We start from the raw sequence: 15,004 nt of genomic DNA, 5'->3' as shown, positions 1-15,004 counted from the left end.
CGCTGTCCTTCACTAGGCACTGTCCCTGAGGGCATCGTGGATCCGGATCAGGCGCCAGCGGTCGCTGCGGACATGGTGTGAGAGGTCGAGGGTGCGCAGGTCGGAGCGGTCATTGGCGCGGGCCTGGACCCGCCAGATCTCGGTATCCACCAGTCCGGCGCCGTGGCCGCGCTCGGCACGGGTTTCCTCTTCCCACCAGTTGCGGCGTTCATACCAGCGCACCGGGTCCGCTCCCACCTTGTAGGTACGCCCGCCCCAGATGAGCCTCAGAGGCTGTCCCGCGGGCGAGCACACCACCTCTATTGCCTCACTGAAGACACCCATTCAGCTTCCTCCCCGCCCCGGTACACAGGCACACCGCCTGCGTCATTCCCCACTGGTCAGCCATTGGTTATGACTTGATCAGCCATTGGTTCAGTTGGTTATCGATTGGCAACTGATTCGAACATATGTTCGAACAGCTCCGCCACCAGTGTACGACCAGCCGGGGACAAACGACACCATGCGGGATGGATCGCCCCGCATGGTGCACACTGTTTCCAGACACACCGGATCCGGCGCAGAAGGCCGGTCCGGGCAATTTTCATCGGATGGGGGCCGGTCATGACAGCAGAGAGCAACACACCGTTTAGCAGGCAGGAGCCCGAACCGCTGCAGCGGAATCCATATCGGGAGGACCTCCTACCTGCGGATCAGGCGATTCCTCCAGAAGCGGACCCCCAGCGGACACGGTTCAGCGCGGCGGCGATAACGGGAATGGTCCTCGTGTCGATCGCCTGGGCGATCGTCATCCGGCCTCTCATCGCCATGGCTGACTGGGACGCCACCTTCTCCCTTTTTGACTTCTTCATCTTTTCCGGCCTGCTCACCCTGCTCGGAGCAGTGACGGGATTCATCGCGGCGCTTATCCAGGGAAACAGGAAACTTGCCGCCCGCCTGTACATCATTCCCTCACTGATCTGGCAGGGAGGGACCCTGGCTGCACTTCTCCTAGTGCTGATAGCCCTTGCCGGTTATGACGGCACCTAACGGCTGGCCCCTACCTGTCGCTGTCCGCGTTCACCCGCACCGTGGTGGACAACGGCACCTCCCGGATGAACAGGCACAGCACCAGGGCCACTGCCACGATGGGCACGCTGAGCAGGAAAATGGGCGGCAGGGCCTGCCCGAATGCCGCAGCAATGAAGTCCTGCGCCGGAGCGGGGAGTCCGCGGAGCATGGCCGGACTCAGCGAATTGATGTCTCCCCCGAGGGCAGCCCCTGCCCCCGGAGGCGCCGCTGCAATCTCATTGCCCAGCCGGTGGATGAAGATCGACCCGAACAGCGCGATCCCGAACGAGGCACCGATCTGCCGGAAATAGTTCGCTGCGGAGATGGCCGCCCCCATGTCCCTGCCCGGCACGCTGTTCTGCACAATCAGCACCAGGTTCTGCATCAGCATTCCCAGTCCGAGTCCCATCACCAGCATGCCAAGAGCGGTGAAGCCGTAGGCGGTCGTGTCTGAGATCCGTGAGAGCAGCACCAGCCCGGCAATGATCACCGCGCAGCCCAGCACCGGGTAGATCTTGTACCGGCCGGTGCGGGAAATCAGCTGTCCGGTACCGATGGAGGTCAGCAGCAGCCCGCCCATCATGGGCAGCATCATCAGGCCCGACTGCGTGGCGGTGGCCCGGTTGACCATCTGCAGGAAGGTGGGCAGGTAGGAGATGGTGGAGAACATTGCGATTCCGACGGCGATGCCCACCAGCACCGGCAGCAGGAAATTCCGGCTGCGGAACAGGCCCAGCGGCAGGATGGGTTCCTGTGCCCGCCTCTCCACCAGCACAAACGACGTGCCGGCCGCAAGCGTCACCACAGCCAGGGCAAGAATCCGGGGATTCGACCAGGCGTACGTGGTGCCGGCCCAGGTGGTCAGCATCACCAGGGCGGCGCTCGCGAGCGCGAGCAGCCCGGCGCCTGCGTAATCCAGCTTCGGGCGCCTGCCCCGGGGTTTGGGCAGGTGCAGCGAGGAAACGACGACGGCGAGCGCCACTGCACCGATGGGCAGGTTGATGTAGAACACCCACCGCCAGGACCAGGCATCGGTGATCCAGCCGCCCAGCAGCGGACCGCCCACGGACGCCAGTCCGAAGGCGGCCCCGATCAGGCCCATGTACTTCCCGCGCTCCCGGGGGGAGACCAGGTCTCCGAGGATTGCCTGCGCCCCGATCATCAGCCCGCCGCCGCCGATGCCCTGCAGGGCGCGGAAACCGATCAGCTGGCCCATATTCTGCGCGAGTCCGGACAGGACCGAGCCGATGAGGAACACCGCGATGGCGAAAATGAAAATGCTCTTGCGGCCGAACAGGTCGCCGAGCTTCCCGTAGATCGGCAGCCCGATGGTTGCCGCCAGAATATACGCAGTCACCACCCAGGACAGATGCTCCAACCCGTTCAGGTCCCCCACTATGGTGGGCAGGGCGGTAGCGACGATGGTTTGGTCCAGGGCTGCCAGCAGTACGGAGAGCACCAGTCCCGTGAAGACCGGCACGAGGCTCCGCTTCGGTTCCTCGCCCTGGGCAGCCTCCTCCCGGTGCTTCGGCACGCTGGTCCCGGGACGGGCCGGGTGTACCGCGATGCGCGGGGTTATTGCTCTGTGGGACATGGCGGGTATCTTCTCTTCTCGTTCCGTTGCCTTACTTACCGCTGTCCAGGCTGACCCGCGCCGTCCTGGCCAGCGGCTGCTGCACAATAAACAGCGTCAGGACAAAGGCCGCCCCCAGGATCGGCACCCCCAGCAGGAAGATCGGCGGCAGCGCCTCGCCGAATGCGGACTTGATGAAGTCCTGCGCGGGTGCGGGCAGCGCCCTGATGCTGTCCGGACTGATCGAATTGGCGCCGCCGGACGCCGCGTCGCCGGCGCCGGCCGGAGCGGAGGCCAGCTGGTCGTTCAAGCGGCGGATGAACAGGGACCCGAAAAGGGCAATCCCCAGGGAACCGCCCATCTGCCGGAAGTAGTTGGCCGTGGAAACCCCGGTACCCATGTCCTTGGCGGGGACGCTGTTCTGCACAATCAGCACCACGTTCTGCATCAGCGCCCCGATCCCCAGTCCCAGCACCAGCATGCCGAGCGCGGTGAGCGAGTACGGCGTCGTACTGGAGATACGTGAGAGCAGCACCAGGCCCGCAATCATGGTGAGGGACCCGAGGATGGGATAGATCTTGTACCTGCCGGTGCGGGAGATCAGCTGCCCCGTTCCGATCGAGGTGGTGAGCAGCCCCGCGGTCATCGGGAGCATCATCAGCCCGGACATCGTGGGGCTCGCTCCGTTGACGATCTGCAGGAAGGTGGGCAGATAGGCAATGGACCCGAACATGGCCAGCCCCACCGCGAGCCCCACCAGCGTGCAGATCAGGAAGTTGCGGATCCCGAACAGGCGCAGCGGAAGCATCGGTTCGGCGGCCCGCAGCTCCACCGGAATGAAGATGGCGACGGCGACGGCGGCCACTGCTCCCAGCGTGAGGATGGTGGGAGAGGTCCAGGCATAGTTGTTGCCGCCCCAGCTGGTCAGCAGCACCAGGGCGGTGGAGGCGACGGCCAGCAGCACACCGCCGGCGTAATCCAGCCGGATGCCCGTGCGTCCGGACCGCGGCAGGTGCAGCGCGGTGATGATGACCGCGAGCGCCACCGCACCGATCGGCAGGTTGATGTAGAAGACCCACCGCCAGGACCAGTAATCGGTAAGGTAGCCGCCCAGCAGCGGTCCGCTGACCGAGGCGATGCCGAACGCCGCCCCGATCAGTCCCATGTACTTGCCGCGCTCGCGGGCGGGCACAATGTCGCCGATGATGGCCTGCGCGCCGATGATCAGCCCGCCGCCGCCTACCCCCTGGATGGCACGGTAGGTGATGAGCTCGGTCATGCTGTGTGCCTGCCCGGACAGGGCGGAGCCGCCCAGGAAAACCACAATGGCGAAAATGAAGATGTTCTTGCGCCCGAGCAGGTCTCCGAGCTTCCCGTAGATCGGCAGCCCGATGGTGGAGGTCAGCAGATACGCGGTGATCACCCAGGACAGGTGGTCCATACCCTGCAGGTCTCCCACGATGGTGGGCAGGGCGGTGGAGACGATGGTCTGGTCCAGGGCCGCGACAAGCACCGCCAGCATCAGCCCGGCGAAAACGACGGCGATCTGGCGCCGTGAGTGTCCCCCGCCCGCATCGGCGCGGCCCTGTGCCCCGGCACCACCCGGTGGCGGGCCGGTCCGGGACTGCGTCGTGTGCGCCACCAGGGGGACTGCGTTGACCGGTGCTCCCATGGCGCCGGCCATGCCGGCTATCGGATGGGTTGCAGCGGTTCCGTGGGGAGTAAACCGGTCGGCCATGCACTCCTCCTTGGAAATTTCCGCCGGATGAGGGCAGTCCGGTCGGAACTCCCATTCGACGCCCCCCGTCCTGCCAAGTCAACGGTCGGCGGCGGCACCCATGCCGCCGGTACCGGCAGGCGTCGTGGCTGTAGAGGGCGCGAAGTTACATAGCCAGCGAACTGCTCCCTGCCACGGCGTTGTTCCGCGGGTAGGACAGGCGCAAACTGGCACTGAGCGCGGACCGGCCACGATGTGGGAGCCGCATGGGACCAGCTTCGGGGTACGCCATGAACCGTACAATTAGTGTCATTTTCCGCGCCATACCGCTGCTGATGGGTGCTGTCTGTCTGTCTTTTGGCCTCTATATCCTGGCCGGGCGGAACGACGCCGGTCACTTTGTCGCCGGACACGTTAACGTCGGGCTGACCGTCATCTGTTATGCACTATTCACTACGGCGGCCACCATCATCAGGCAGCTCATCAACCGCTATGGGCGCGTGTGGGGGATCGTCCTGCCGCTCTCCGGCTACGTGGCTGCTGCCGCCGCCATCATCTGGGGCATCGTCCTGGCCAACCGGGACAACACCGCGGAGAACCTCACGGCGGGCTTCGTTGTGATCGGCGTCGGCTTCGTCGCCACGTGCGTCAGCACCGTCGCGGCCGCGTCCACAAAATTCACGCTCATCCAGTCAGCACAGTTACTTGAGCCTCAGGGCGGCCCGCCCGAAGGTGCCCACTCCCGCGCCATCGGTGCCGTGCTGCTCGCAGTTCCGGTTGTGGCCGCCGTCGTAGGTTTCTCCCTTGCGACCGGCCTGTTGGTGCGCGGAGATACTCCCGGCTTCGTTGCCGGCCACGTCCTGATCGGCCTGTCGGCGATCTGCACGTCGCTGATCGCCCTGGTCGCGAGCATCGTGCGCCAGGTGCGCAACGAATTCAGCGATGGCGAACGTTTCGCCTGGCCCTGGCTCGTCGCTGCCGCCGGCACGATCAATGTGCTGCTCGGACTATTCGTGCTGTTCAGCTCTCACGAGCCCTTTCGGCTGGCCCCGGGATGTGTGCTGATCGGCCTCGGGCTGATCTGCTTCAGCATCCTGTCGAAGGTGCTGTTGCTCGCCCTCGTCTGGCGCCGCCCGTTTGCCCTGGCCAACCGCATCCCGCTGATGCCCGTCGGAACAGCGCTCACCTGTCTGTTCTTCGCCGCGTTCCTCTTTGAAGCCGCAGGCACAGACCCTGCGTTCTTTGTCCCCGCACACGTGCTGGTTGGGCTCGGAGCTGTCTGTTTTACGCTCTTCTCCATCGTGTCGATCCTCGAAGCGGGAACGTCGGAGTAGCAGAGCAGCGTTATGGCCCGGCGGGAAGTGCTCCCCGCCAGGTCCGAATACGGTCCCGGACCTCTTCCGGCAGCCCGGCGTCGTCAAAGAGCCGCTGCAGCGAAAAGCCGTCCACCGCCGCGCGGAAGGCACCGTCCATGCTGGTTCCGTGCTCGGCACACAGTTTTTCGCTCTCTGCCTCCGGATTGGGCCGTCCCGTTGCTGCTGCGAAGGCGTCCGCGTTGCGGACGGTTTCGAAGTAGTCCTCCCGGATCTCCTCCGGCTCCGCGTCCAGTGCCGCGAGCAGGACCATTGCGGTCATTCCGGTGCGGTCGCGTCCCGCCATGCAGTGGAAAAGCACCCCGCCTTCAGGTGCGCCGGCCAGGGCGGTGAGGGCGGCGCCCATCCGGTCCGGCAGCCGCGTGAGGTGCGGCAGGTAGTACAGCGGTGTGCCCATCAGCCCGTTGTCCCAGTACCCTTCCCAGAACTCCGGGTTCTCGGCCAGGCCGTCCAGGTCCACGGGAACCGTGGTGAGCCAGTCCGGGCGGGCGGTGGTGTCCCGCGCACGTTCGGGCGGCTGGCGGAGATCGACGACGGTGCGCACTCCCAGCGCATACAGAGTGTCCCAGCCGCCGGGCCGGACCAGGTCCACCGTTTCGGAGCGGAAGAAGACCCCGTGCGGCGTAAGCGTGCCGTCGCGCCGTCGCCGGCCGCCCAGATCGCGGAAGTTCACCAGGCCTTCCACGCCGGCGCGGGTGCCGGGAGCCGCGTCGACGTCAGTGACCCTGGCCGTGTCCGGGAAACTAGGCAAATTCCATTCCTTCCGCCGGGCGGGGACGGGTGAGCCAGTACTGGGTGCCTGCGGCATCCCGGGCCACGATGCCTTCATCCACCAGATAGCGGCGGATGGCAGCGGGGTCTGCGGTGAAGGCGGCCAGCCGGGTGGTGAGTTCCTTTTCGGTCAGCACGGGCCGGAGCCCCGGTTCCGGCGGCCGGGCGTGCTCAAAGACCTCCCCGGCCAGGAAATGCAGCAGCTCCAGCCGGTCGGCGCGTTTGCGCGGGTAGGACTCGACCTTGCCGTTGACCAGGAAGCGGCGCGCGGTGGTGTCCGGCGGACGCACAGTGAGCAGGTCAGCGAAGACGGACGCTGCGGGTTCCACCCCGCGCTCGCCGACGCGGACCAGGCCGGCGTTCTGCAGCACCGCCAATGACTTGGCCTCGGCAGAGGTGAGGCCCTTCGGATCCAGGCGCTCGCCGTCGTCGGCCGCCAGCACGGCACGGGCGTACAGGTGCAGGCGCCGGCGGTCTGCGAGCGCCGCCGCAACGGGACGCCAGCGGTTTCCCTCCGGCGCCGGATTGGTTTCCCCCATGGTTCCCCTTCTCGGCCGGAGGCCTAGCTGCGGCTGAAGGCGTCCAGCTTGCGCTGCGTCTCCATCTCGTGGCGAACCTTCAGCTCGTAGTCGATAAAGGCCTCGATCATGGCCTTGTACGTGCGTTCCACCACGTTGCAGTCGCCGTCCTGCTCCTCGGCCGCGTGGCGGACGTGGGCAATGACTTCCTCCATGCGCTTGGGTGAACGGACGGCGTCGTCGTTGTCCTTCAGTCCCCCGGCAAGCCGGACCAGCCGCTGCCGGCGCCAGATCAGCGCGACAATTTCCTCGTCGATCTCGTCAATTGCCGTCCGGACATTATCTAGCTGTCCCGAAACGGATTTCTGCTCAGCTGCTTCCATGTCTTAAGAGTAACCACCACCGGGCCGCGGACGCGGCACCCGGGCGTCCGGTACCCGGGTAATGGCCAATCGGTGACTTCATGGCAGGATCAAGACGTGAACCCCCACGTTTCCGTGGTCACCGTAGGCGTACGGGACCTCGAAGTAACTTACGCGTTTTACGTTTCACGGCTCGGCTGGGAATCGGTCCAGTATGTCCACGATGAGGTGATCTTCTTCCAGATCAACCATGGGCTGCTGCTGGCTTTCTTCCGGGCCGACCACCTGGCCGCGGAAGCCGGTGCGGCGGGCGAGCTCCACAACGCCCCGGTCACCCTCGGCCACAATGTGGATTCCGCTGCCGAGGTGGACGCCGTGCTGGCGAACGCCGCCGGCGCCGGCGGGATCATCACCGCCCCCGGAACGCAGATGAGCTGGGGCGGCTATTCCGGCTACTTCACGGACCCGGACGGACTGCGCTGGGAGGTCTGCTTCAACCCCGGCCTCAGCGTGGACGACGCCGGCCGGGTCACCCTGGCCGCGATCGCCGACTAAGTTCGGGGCCCGCTCGCCCGGCAGGACTAGAAGAGCACGTCCGCCGGCAACACCGCCGGGTCCGGATGCAGCAGGTACTCGCCGTCGTTGCGCACATTGCCAACCGCCGGGTGGGCTTCGGCCAGCACCCACTCCGCCGCCGTGTCGTAGGCCTGGTCCGCGGCCAGGGCCACCAGCGCCGCCGCATCCCGCCGCGCCGGGTCCAGCCAGGCAGCCATTGCGTCCGCAGACAGCGGCAGCGGCAGCCGGTCGTGCAGGTCGGCAAGTTCGCGCAGCACCGGTTCGGCGCTGTCCGCCGGGGGCGCGGCGACGGTGAGGATCGACGTCGAGAGCAGCCACTTCTCCGGATCGTCCTCGGCCTTGGCCGGATCCCGCCACCACTCATACAGGCCGGCAAAAAAATCGGAGCGCCGTCGGCCCGGGAAACATGGAACGGGTGGCGGGCCTTGCCGGGGCCGGCCTTCCATTCGTAGTAGCCGTCCACCGGCACGGCACAGCGGCGCGAGACTACGGCCTCACGGAAGGTGGGTTTCTCCAGGACGGTCTCGCTGCGGGCATTGAATGCCCGGACGCCCACGGACGCATCACCTGCCCAGCCCGGCACCAGGCCCCAGCGGGCCACGTGGATCTGGCGCACCTGCGTCCGCCCCCGGCCAGGCACCTCCACGAACCGTTCAAGGACAACAGGGACGTCCGACGTCGGGGCCACGTTCCAGGACGCGCGCAGTTCCAGGCGGTCATCGGCCTCTGCTTCTGCCTCGGCCACGAGGTCCCCCACGGAGCGGGCCATCACGTATCTTCCGCACATGCCTCCAGTCTGCCACCGGGAATGCCGCGGGCCGGAATACTGTTGGATTAGGCAACTATCCATTTCGACGAAGAGGAGCTACCCCCGTGGCTGCCACTGCTGAAGCTTTCACCCCCGCAACCGGGACCATCACCATGTTCTCCACCTCCTGGTGCGGATACTGCCGGCGCCTGAAGTCCCAGCTGGACGCGCAGGGCATCGGCTACACGGAGATCAACATCGAAGACGTGGAAGGCACTGCGGAGCTGGTGGCCTCGCTCAACGGCGGCAACCAGACCGTCCCCACCGTGATCTTCCCGGACGGCTCCTCGGCCACCAATCCCTCGGCATCGGAAGTAAAGTCCCGACTCGGTCTCTAGCTCCCGGCCCGGTCCGCGGCCGCGGAACCGGCTGGACTGCCTGCTTGACTCCCGATTACTGAGTAGTAGTGTTGGGGCTCTTCCAGAGGGAACGGATACTACCGGGACACGAAGGAGCGGGATGAAGACCACAACGAGGCGGCTCGCCGTACTTCTGTCGACAGCCGGATTGCTCGCAGGATCTGCGGTTGCGGCGGCACCGGCGTCGGCGGCCGACACCGAATGTGAACCCGGATCCACGGCGACCACCTTCAAGAAAACCTCCGCGAGCAGGGAAGCCGCAGGCTCGGTAACGCTCCTGAACACTTCCACGGTCACTGCACCCATCGGTGCCACGAATGAAAAAGCCGTGACAAGCCGCGCTTCGGTCAAGGGATCGGTGCCGCTCTCCGCGGTCCTTCCCGCCGTGCGGACCGAAGTCAGTGCCCTGGCGTTCGAAAGTGCCAGCTGGCGTGCCGGACAGTCGATAATCCAGCTGACCTTACCGGCAGGCCGGTCCCAGGACGTGACCTACGGCTTCAATCTGACGTCGTTTTCCGGTTCCCAGCAGGAGTGCGGGCTCAACGGACTTTTTGGTCCCGCATCGAACTTCAGCGGCACCGTTCCCACCGGCACCTACGTAGAGTTCTAACCCCCGGCGGGACGTGCCGGGAGCGGTTCCGGACGCAGCAGGGCCTTTATGGTGCGCCGTTCGTCCATGGCCCGGTAGCCTTCCGCGGCCTCGCTTAGCGGCAGCTCCAGGGTAAAGACCTTCCCCGGATTGATTTTCCGCTGCAGGATGAGCTCCATGAGCTCGGGCAGGAAACGGCGGACCGGCGCCGGTCCGCCCAGCAGGTGGATCTCGCTGAAGAAGAGCTGTTCCCCGGGTAGCTGGACACCATGCGGTACACCCACGTAGCCCATGTGCCCGCCGGGGCGGGTGCAGCCGATGCCCTGCAGCATCGATGACTGGGTCCCTACCGCCTCCACCACGCTGTGCGCGCCCAGGCCTCCGGTGAGTTCGCGGACCGCTGCCACGCCGTCGTCGCCGCGTTCCGGGACAATGTCGGTGGCCCCGAACTCCCGGGCCAGGGCCTGGCGGTCGGCGTGGCTGCTCATGGCGATGATCCGTTCGGCACCCATCTCGCGTGCCGACAGCACGGCCAGCAGGCCCACCGCACCGTCGCCCACCACGGCCACCGTCTTGCCGGGTCCGGCTTCGGCCGCCGCGGCACCGAACCAGCCGGTCCCGAGCACGTCCGAGGCCGCGAGCAGGGACGGCACCAGGTCCTCCGCGGGTAGTTCCGCCGTCGCCACGAGTGTGCCGTCCGCGAGGGGAACCCGCAGATATTCGGCCTGCGCTCCGCCGACGCCGGTCGCCTGGACGCAGCGGCTCTGATACCCCGCCCTGCAGATTTCACACGTGTTGTCCGAGGCGAAGAAGGAACCCACCACGAAACTGCCTGGCTCAAGCAGCGAAACCGCGGACCCCGTTTCTTCGACCACGCCGACATATTCGTGCCCCATCGCGCGGGGACGGCGCAGCGGATCGATGCCGCGGTACGGCCACAGGTCCGATCCGCAGACGCAGGCGGCCACCACCCTCACGATGGCGTCGCCGGGATCCTGCAGGACCGGCCGGGGCATCTCCTCCACCCGGACATCCCGCTCCGCGTACATCAGGGTTCCTAGCATGGGCACTTCCTGCGGTAGGTTGCAGAGTCTGGGGACCGTTCCCTCCTTCCATGCTATGACCGAACCCGGGGCCGGCGTCAGGCCCTGACGGCGAAGCCTGGAGCGGAAGGGCAATCCCGGCTTCGCCCCCGGCGCCCCGGCTCCATAGGATGGAAAAGCGGGATGCTGGATTTCCGCTTCCCGCCCGGACATCGAAAGAGGCAGCACACTCATGGTTCATAAGGTTCAGGCCGTAGTCGTCAAGGAAAAGAACGCCCCCGTCTCCCTGGAGACCATCCTGGTTCCGGATCCCGGCCCCGGCGAGGCGCTGGTGGACATCCTCACCTGCGGCGTCTGTCACACCGACCTGCACTACAAGCAGGGCGCCATCAATGACGACTATCCCTTCCTGCTCGGACACGAGGCCACCGGCGTCGTCTCCGCCGTCGGCCCCGACGTCACCGAGGTTGCCCCCGGCGACCGCGTGGTGCTGAACTGGCGCGCCGTGTGCGGCGAATGCCGTGCCTGCCGCAAGGGCGAGCCGCAGTACTGCTTCAACACCGCCAACGCCACGCAGAAGATGACCCTGGAGGACGGCACCGAGCTGACGCCCGCCCTGGGCATCGGTGCGTTCGCCGAAAAGACCCTCGTGGCCGCCGGCCAGTGCACCAAGGTGGACGACGACGTCGACGCCGCCGCGGTGGGCCTGCTCGGCTGCGGCGTTATGGCCGGCATCGGTGCCGCCATCAACACCGGCGCCGTGCAGCGCGGGGAATCCGTGGCCGTCATCGGCTGCGGCGGCGTGGGTATTGCCGCCGTCGCCGGTGCGAAGCTGGCGGGCGCCACCACCATCATTGCCGTGGACATCGATTCGGCCAAGGTCGACCTGGCTATGGCGCAGGGCGCCACGCACGGCATCAACTCCAAGGACGAGGATCCGGTGGAAGCCATCCGCGCGCTCACCGGCGGCTTCGGCGCCGACGTCGTGATTGACGCCGTGGGACGCCCGGAGACCTATAAGCAGGCGTTCTACGCCCGCGACCTCGCCGGCCGCGTGGTTTTGGTGGGTGTGCCGAACCCGGAGATGAAGATCGAGCTGCCGCTGGCGGACGTGTTCGGCCGCGGCGGCTCCCTGAAGTCCTCCTGGTACGGCGACTGCCTGCCGTCGCGGGACTTCCCCATGCTGGTGGAGCAGTACAAGCTCGGCCGGCTGGACCTGGATGCCTTCGTTACCGAACGCATCGGCCTGGGCGACATTGAGGAAGCCTTCACCAAGATGCATGACGGCAAGGTCCTGCGTTCGGTGGTGGAGCTGTAATGTTCCGCATCGATAACGTGGTCACCTCGGGGACCTTCTCCCTGGACGGCGGCACCTGGGACGTGGACAACAACGTCTGGATTGTCGGCGATGACCTCCAGGTGATCGTCATCGACCCGGCGCACAACATCAACGCGGTGGCCGAAGCCGTGGGTGACCGGGAGGTCATGGCCATCCTGCTCACGCACGGCCACGACGACCACATCCGCGCCGTCGGCAAGGCCCGGGACCGCTTCAGCGCCCCGGTATTCCTGCACGCCGCGGACCGGATGCTCTGGGACGCCGTGTTCCCCGACGAGGGACCGGACGATGTCATCGAGGACGGCGACACGTTCGAGATCGCCGGCCATACCCTGCGCGCCCTGCACACCCCGGGCCACTCCCCCGGATCGGTGTGCTTCTCGCTGGCCGCCGGCGAGGACGTTCCGGAGCCGGTGGTCTTCAGCGGCGACACGCTGTTCAGCGGCGGCCCGGGTGCCACGGGCCGCTCCTACAGCGACTTCCCGACCATCATCGAGTCCATCCGGGAACGGCTGCTGACGCTGCCGGCGGAGACGAAGGTGCTCACCGGGCACGGAGATTCGACGTCGATCGCCGCCGAAGGTCCGCACCTGCAGGAATGGATCGACCGGGGGCACTAGGACCCGCCGCACTATTCCCGCGACAGGGAAAAGGAATGCCCCGGCCGGATGGCCGGGGCATTCCTTGGATCCAGGTGTTTCTAGTCGAGCTTCACGAGGAAGTGATTATATTCGGCATTGTTGAATTCAACATTGACCATGCTCGATTCATTTGCATGTTCCACGGGCATTTGCAGGATCGCGTTCTCCGTCACCGTGAATCCGTCTTCTACGGGACCGGCTTTGGTCTCCCCCGGCTTGAGCGTTGAAACGGAGTTGAAGGTCGTTCCGTACTCATCGTCGGTCATAAAGCCGCCGGTCCAGTTCTCATTGACGATCGAGAACATAGTGCCGCCTTCAGCAGGCTCATCGCCGTTGTAACTAAATGTTGCGTTGATGAAAACCCAGGTGTTGCCCGGGTCCGGGGGAACCTGTCCCACAAAGCTATCCATCGCCTTGAACTGTTCGTTGGCGTCAAGATTGACGCTGTTAACCGTCAGCGTCCAGTCACCGTCTACTATTTCTTCGCCGAGGCTATAGGGATTCTCCAGCGTCCCTTTTTCGTCTCCGGCCGGCCATTCCGGTTCCGGGGTTACTGTTTCCACCGGGAGCGTTTCCGCCGGGGTCTCTTCAGCGGGGGAAGATCCGCACCCGGAAACTACGAGCAGGGCCGAAAGCGCGATTGCCGCGCCTCCGGCACGGCGGCGGAGAGGATTCTTCATCATTGATTTCTTCATTCCGCAAAGTGTATTAGACCCCTAAGACACTATGAATTCGCCCAGCCTGCGTCCATGCCCGGCCGGCCGTTGAAGGATATGGGCCTGCCTTATGAAGTCCCCTTTCCCTGCGAAACCAACATCCATTTAGGTTTCTCTTTTACCATCATGGATACACCCGTATTTGACGGCCGCCGGACCGGGATCCGATTCGTTCCGGCAGGACCTTGTGTCCGCTCCCGGCCCGCCAGACACTGGAACCATGGCACTGCACATCAGTCCCTCTTTCTGGAAAATTCTGCCTGAACTGCGCTACGAACCCACGCCGCGGCGGATCCGGGCGCAGCTCGGCGGCAACACCGTGGTGGATTCCACCCATGCGGTGCTGGCCTACGAGCCGAGACGGGTCACCCCCATCTACGCGGTGCCGGCCGGCGATATCTCCGCGGAACTGACGGCAGCCGCGCCCGACGGCGACCCGCTGGCCGGTGTGCCCCCGGAGGCCCTGATGGACCCGCGCTACCCGTTCTCCGCGCACACCGCCCCCGGCCAGCCGCTGGACCTGCGCGCCGGGTCGCACGAGCTGCCCGGCGCGGGGTTCCGTCCGGAGGATGCGGATCTCGCCGGGTATGTGCTGCTGGACTTCAATGCGTTCGACCGCTGGCTGGAGGAAGACCAGGTGGTCCAGGGGCACCCCCGGGACCCCTTCCACCGGGTCGATGCCCTGGACTCCTCGCGGGCGGTGCGGGTGCATCTGGACGGCCAGCTGCTGGCCGAAACCCGCCAGCCGCTGCTCGTGTACGAAACCATGCTCCCGCCGCGGACCTACTTCCCGCGCGGGGATGTGGACTGGGATGTCCTCAACGCATCGACCTTCCGGTCCGTCTGCCCGTACAAGGGGACGGCGAACTACTGGTCCGTGGCCGGACATCCGGCGGGAACCGACCTCGCCTGGTCCTACGAAGCGGTGCTGCCCGATTCGGCGCAGCTCAAGGACCGGGTCTCGTTCTTCGACGAGCGGACCGAGGTCTACGTCGATGACATCAAACAGGAAATCACCTCCCTGTTCCGCTTCTAAGGCTGCTTCAGCCCGCAGTATCGGCAATCTGGATGAGGTTGCCCACGGTGTCGGAGAAAACCGCCGTGGTTATTGGTCCCATCCGGGTAGGCGGCTGGGTGAAGGCCACGCCCAAGTCCAACAGCCGTTGATATTCGTCCTCCACGCGGTCCACGGCGAAGGAGGTGAAGGGGATCCCGTCCGCTACCAGCGCCTCCGTGAATGGCGCGACGGCGGGATGCCCGGCCGGTTCGAGCAGCAGTTCCACCCCGGTGTCCTCCCCCGGCACACCCACAGTCAGCCAACGCGCCCCGCCCGCCGGCACATCCTGCCGCTGCTCGAATCCCAGCACCCGCGTATAAAAATCCAGTGCCTTGTCCTGGTCGTCCACAAAAATACTGGTCACCACAATCCTCATGGGTGTTCCCTGTCTGTTCGGATGTTCTCGTGCCGGCCATCCGGGAGTTCCGTCGGCACGGCCAGTATCCGCTGCACCAGGCAAATGCGGGAGGGGGGTCCTGTCAAACCCCCGGCTGTGCAGGGCACTGGCCGCT

17 protein-coding genes and 1 pseudogene are annotated in these 15,004 nt (G+C 66.0%); 8 read left to right on the top strand and 10 right to left on the bottom strand.

Going from position 1 to position 15,004, the window contains the following annotated elements:
* Nucleotides 1-12: 12 nt before the first annotated feature.
* Nucleotides 13-324 carry a DUF6504 family protein gene (locus tag LOC60_RS06010; RefSeq protein WP_230023488.1) on the bottom strand — a complete coding sequence of 104 codons (312 nt, stop codon included), beginning with the start codon at nucleotides 322-324 and terminating at the stop codon, nucleotides 13-15.
* A gap of 441 nt (nucleotides 325-765) precedes the next feature.
* On the opposite strand from LOC60_RS06010, the gene LOC60_RS06005 reads away from it, so the two are divergent.
* The gene (locus LOC60_RS06005) at nucleotides 766-1,029 is read left to right on the top strand and encodes a hypothetical protein (RefSeq protein ID WP_230023486.1); all 264 of its coding nucleotides are present in this window, start codon (nucleotides 766-768) and stop codon (nucleotides 1,027-1,029) included.
* A gap of 10 nt (nucleotides 1,030-1,039) precedes the next feature.
* Here LOC60_RS06005 and LOC60_RS06000 read toward each other — a convergent pair whose 3' ends face one another.
* Together LOC60_RS06000 and LOC60_RS05995 are read right to left on the bottom strand one after the other, a co-directional pair.
* Nucleotides 1,040-2,644: an MDR family MFS transporter gene (locus tag LOC60_RS06000; protein WP_230023483.1), complete on the bottom strand. Its 1,605-nt coding sequence runs from the start codon at nucleotides 2,642-2,644 to the stop codon at nucleotides 1,040-1,042.
* Nucleotides 2,645-2,675: 31 nt separating this feature from the next.
* Nucleotides 2,676-4,361 carry an MDR family MFS transporter gene (locus LOC60_RS05995; protein WP_230023481.1) on the bottom strand — a complete coding sequence of 562 codons (1,686 nt, stop codon included), beginning with the start codon at nucleotides 4,359-4,361 and terminating at the stop codon, nucleotides 2,676-2,678.
* A gap of 269 nt (nucleotides 4,362-4,630) precedes the next feature.
* Between LOC60_RS05995 and LOC60_RS05990 the strand changes: the two genes are divergently transcribed.
* Nucleotides 4,631-5,674 carry a DUF2776 family protein gene (locus tag LOC60_RS05990; protein WP_230023474.1) on the top strand — a complete coding sequence of 348 codons (1,044 nt, stop codon included), beginning with the start codon at nucleotides 4,631-4,633 and terminating at the stop codon, nucleotides 5,672-5,674.
* A gap of 10 nt (nucleotides 5,675-5,684) precedes the next feature.
* Here LOC60_RS05990 and LOC60_RS05985 read toward each other — a convergent pair whose 3' ends face one another.
* Genes LOC60_RS05985 through LOC60_RS05975 form a run of 3 tightly spaced genes read right to left on the bottom strand, consistent with a single transcriptional unit; the run spans nucleotide 5,685 to nucleotide 7,385 of the window.
* Complete coding sequence (locus LOC60_RS05985; RefSeq protein WP_230023472.1) at nucleotides 5,685-6,464, bottom strand: tyrosine-protein phosphatase; 780 nt, start codon at nucleotides 6,462-6,464, stop codon at nucleotides 5,685-5,687.
* Nucleotides 6,457-7,023 carry a DUF2087 domain-containing protein gene (locus tag LOC60_RS05980; RefSeq protein ID WP_230023469.1) on the bottom strand — a complete coding sequence of 189 codons (567 nt, stop codon included), beginning with the start codon at nucleotides 7,021-7,023 and terminating at the stop codon, nucleotides 6,457-6,459. Before LOC60_RS05980 ends, LOC60_RS05985 begins: the two co-directional genes overlap by 8 nt.
* Before the next feature lie 23 nt (nucleotides 7,024-7,046).
* A complete protein-coding gene (locus LOC60_RS05975) occupies nucleotides 7,047-7,385 on the bottom strand; it encodes a chorismate mutase (RefSeq protein ID WP_230023467.1) in 339 nt (112 codons plus the stop codon).
* A gap of 96 nt (nucleotides 7,386-7,481) precedes the next feature.
* Here LOC60_RS05975 and LOC60_RS05970 point away from each other — a divergent pair, with 96 nt between their 5' ends.
* Complete coding sequence (locus tag LOC60_RS05970) at nucleotides 7,482-7,919, top strand: VOC family protein (RefSeq protein ID WP_230023465.1); 438 nt, start codon at nucleotides 7,482-7,484, stop codon at nucleotides 7,917-7,919.
* A gap of 26 nt (nucleotides 7,920-7,945) precedes the next feature.
* Here LOC60_RS05970 and LOC60_RS05965 read toward each other — a convergent pair.
* A pseudogene (locus LOC60_RS05965) lies at nucleotides 7,946-8,709 on the bottom strand (SOS response-associated peptidase).
* A 152-nt stretch (nucleotides 8,710-8,861) separates the two neighbouring features.
* Here LOC60_RS05965 and LOC60_RS05960 point away from each other — a divergent pair.
* Together LOC60_RS05960 and LOC60_RS05955 are read left to right on the top strand one after the other, a co-directional pair.
* Nucleotides 8,862-9,086 carry a mycoredoxin gene (locus tag LOC60_RS05960; protein WP_230023755.1) on the top strand — a complete coding sequence of 75 codons (225 nt, stop codon included), beginning with the start codon at nucleotides 8,862-8,864 and terminating at the stop codon, nucleotides 9,084-9,086.
* A gap of 121 nt (nucleotides 9,087-9,207) precedes the next feature.
* The gene (locus tag LOC60_RS05955; RefSeq protein WP_230023462.1) at nucleotides 9,208-9,717 is read left to right on the top strand and encodes a hypothetical protein; all 510 of its coding nucleotides are present in this window, start codon (nucleotides 9,208-9,210) and stop codon (nucleotides 9,715-9,717) included.
* On the opposite strand, the gene LOC60_RS05950 is transcribed toward LOC60_RS05955, so the two are convergent.
* Nucleotides 9,714-10,760 (bottom strand): zinc-dependent alcohol dehydrogenase family protein, encoded by a 1,047-nt coding sequence (locus tag LOC60_RS05950; RefSeq protein ID WP_230023460.1) that lies wholly within the window; start codon nucleotides 10,758-10,760, stop codon nucleotides 9,714-9,716. The genes LOC60_RS05955 and LOC60_RS05950 overlap by 4 nt on opposite strands.
* A gap of 211 nt (nucleotides 10,761-10,971) precedes the next feature.
* Here LOC60_RS05950 and LOC60_RS05945 point away from each other — a divergent pair, with 211 nt between their 5' ends.
* Both LOC60_RS05945 and LOC60_RS05940 read left to right on the top strand, forming a co-directional pair.
* On the top strand, nucleotides 10,972-12,057 hold the full coding sequence (locus LOC60_RS05945; protein WP_230023458.1) for an S-(hydroxymethyl)mycothiol dehydrogenase: 1,086 nt from the start codon (nucleotides 10,972-10,974) through the stop codon (nucleotides 12,055-12,057).
* The gene (locus LOC60_RS05940) at nucleotides 12,057-12,698 is read left to right on the top strand and encodes an MBL fold metallo-hydrolase (RefSeq protein WP_230023456.1); all 642 of its coding nucleotides are present in this window, start codon (nucleotides 12,057-12,059) and stop codon (nucleotides 12,696-12,698) included. The genes LOC60_RS05945 and LOC60_RS05940 overlap by 1 nt, the downstream gene beginning before the upstream one ends.
* Before the next feature lie 80 nt (nucleotides 12,699-12,778).
* On the opposite strand, the gene LOC60_RS05935 is transcribed toward LOC60_RS05940, so the two are convergent.
* Complete coding sequence (locus tag LOC60_RS05935; protein WP_230023454.1) at nucleotides 12,779-13,414, bottom strand: DUF4352 domain-containing protein; 636 nt, start codon at nucleotides 13,412-13,414, stop codon at nucleotides 12,779-12,781.
* Between the two features lie 241 nt (nucleotides 13,415-13,655).
* Here LOC60_RS05935 and LOC60_RS05930 point away from each other — a divergent pair, with 241 nt between their 5' ends.
* Nucleotides 13,656-14,471, top strand: coding sequence for a DUF427 domain-containing protein (locus LOC60_RS05930; RefSeq protein WP_230023452.1), 816 nt, complete (start codon nucleotides 13,656-13,658; stop codon nucleotides 14,469-14,471).
* Nucleotides 14,472-14,478: 7 nt separating this feature from the next.
* Here the strand turns inward: LOC60_RS05930 and LOC60_RS05925 are convergent, their stop codons facing one another.
* Nucleotides 14,479-14,868, bottom strand: coding sequence for a VOC family protein (locus LOC60_RS05925; protein ID WP_230023449.1), 390 nt, complete (start codon nucleotides 14,866-14,868; stop codon nucleotides 14,479-14,481).
* Nucleotides 14,869-15,004 lie beyond the last annotated feature (136 nt).

The sequence above is a fragment of the Arthrobacter sp. zg-Y769 genome (genome assembly GCF_020907405.1).
In the GTDB taxonomy this organism is placed as follows: Bacteria; Actinomycetota; Actinomycetes; order Actinomycetales; family Micrococcaceae; genus Arthrobacter_B.
Note: the sequence above shows the minus strand (reverse complement) of the source record. Positions and strands in the feature narration are given on the sequence as shown.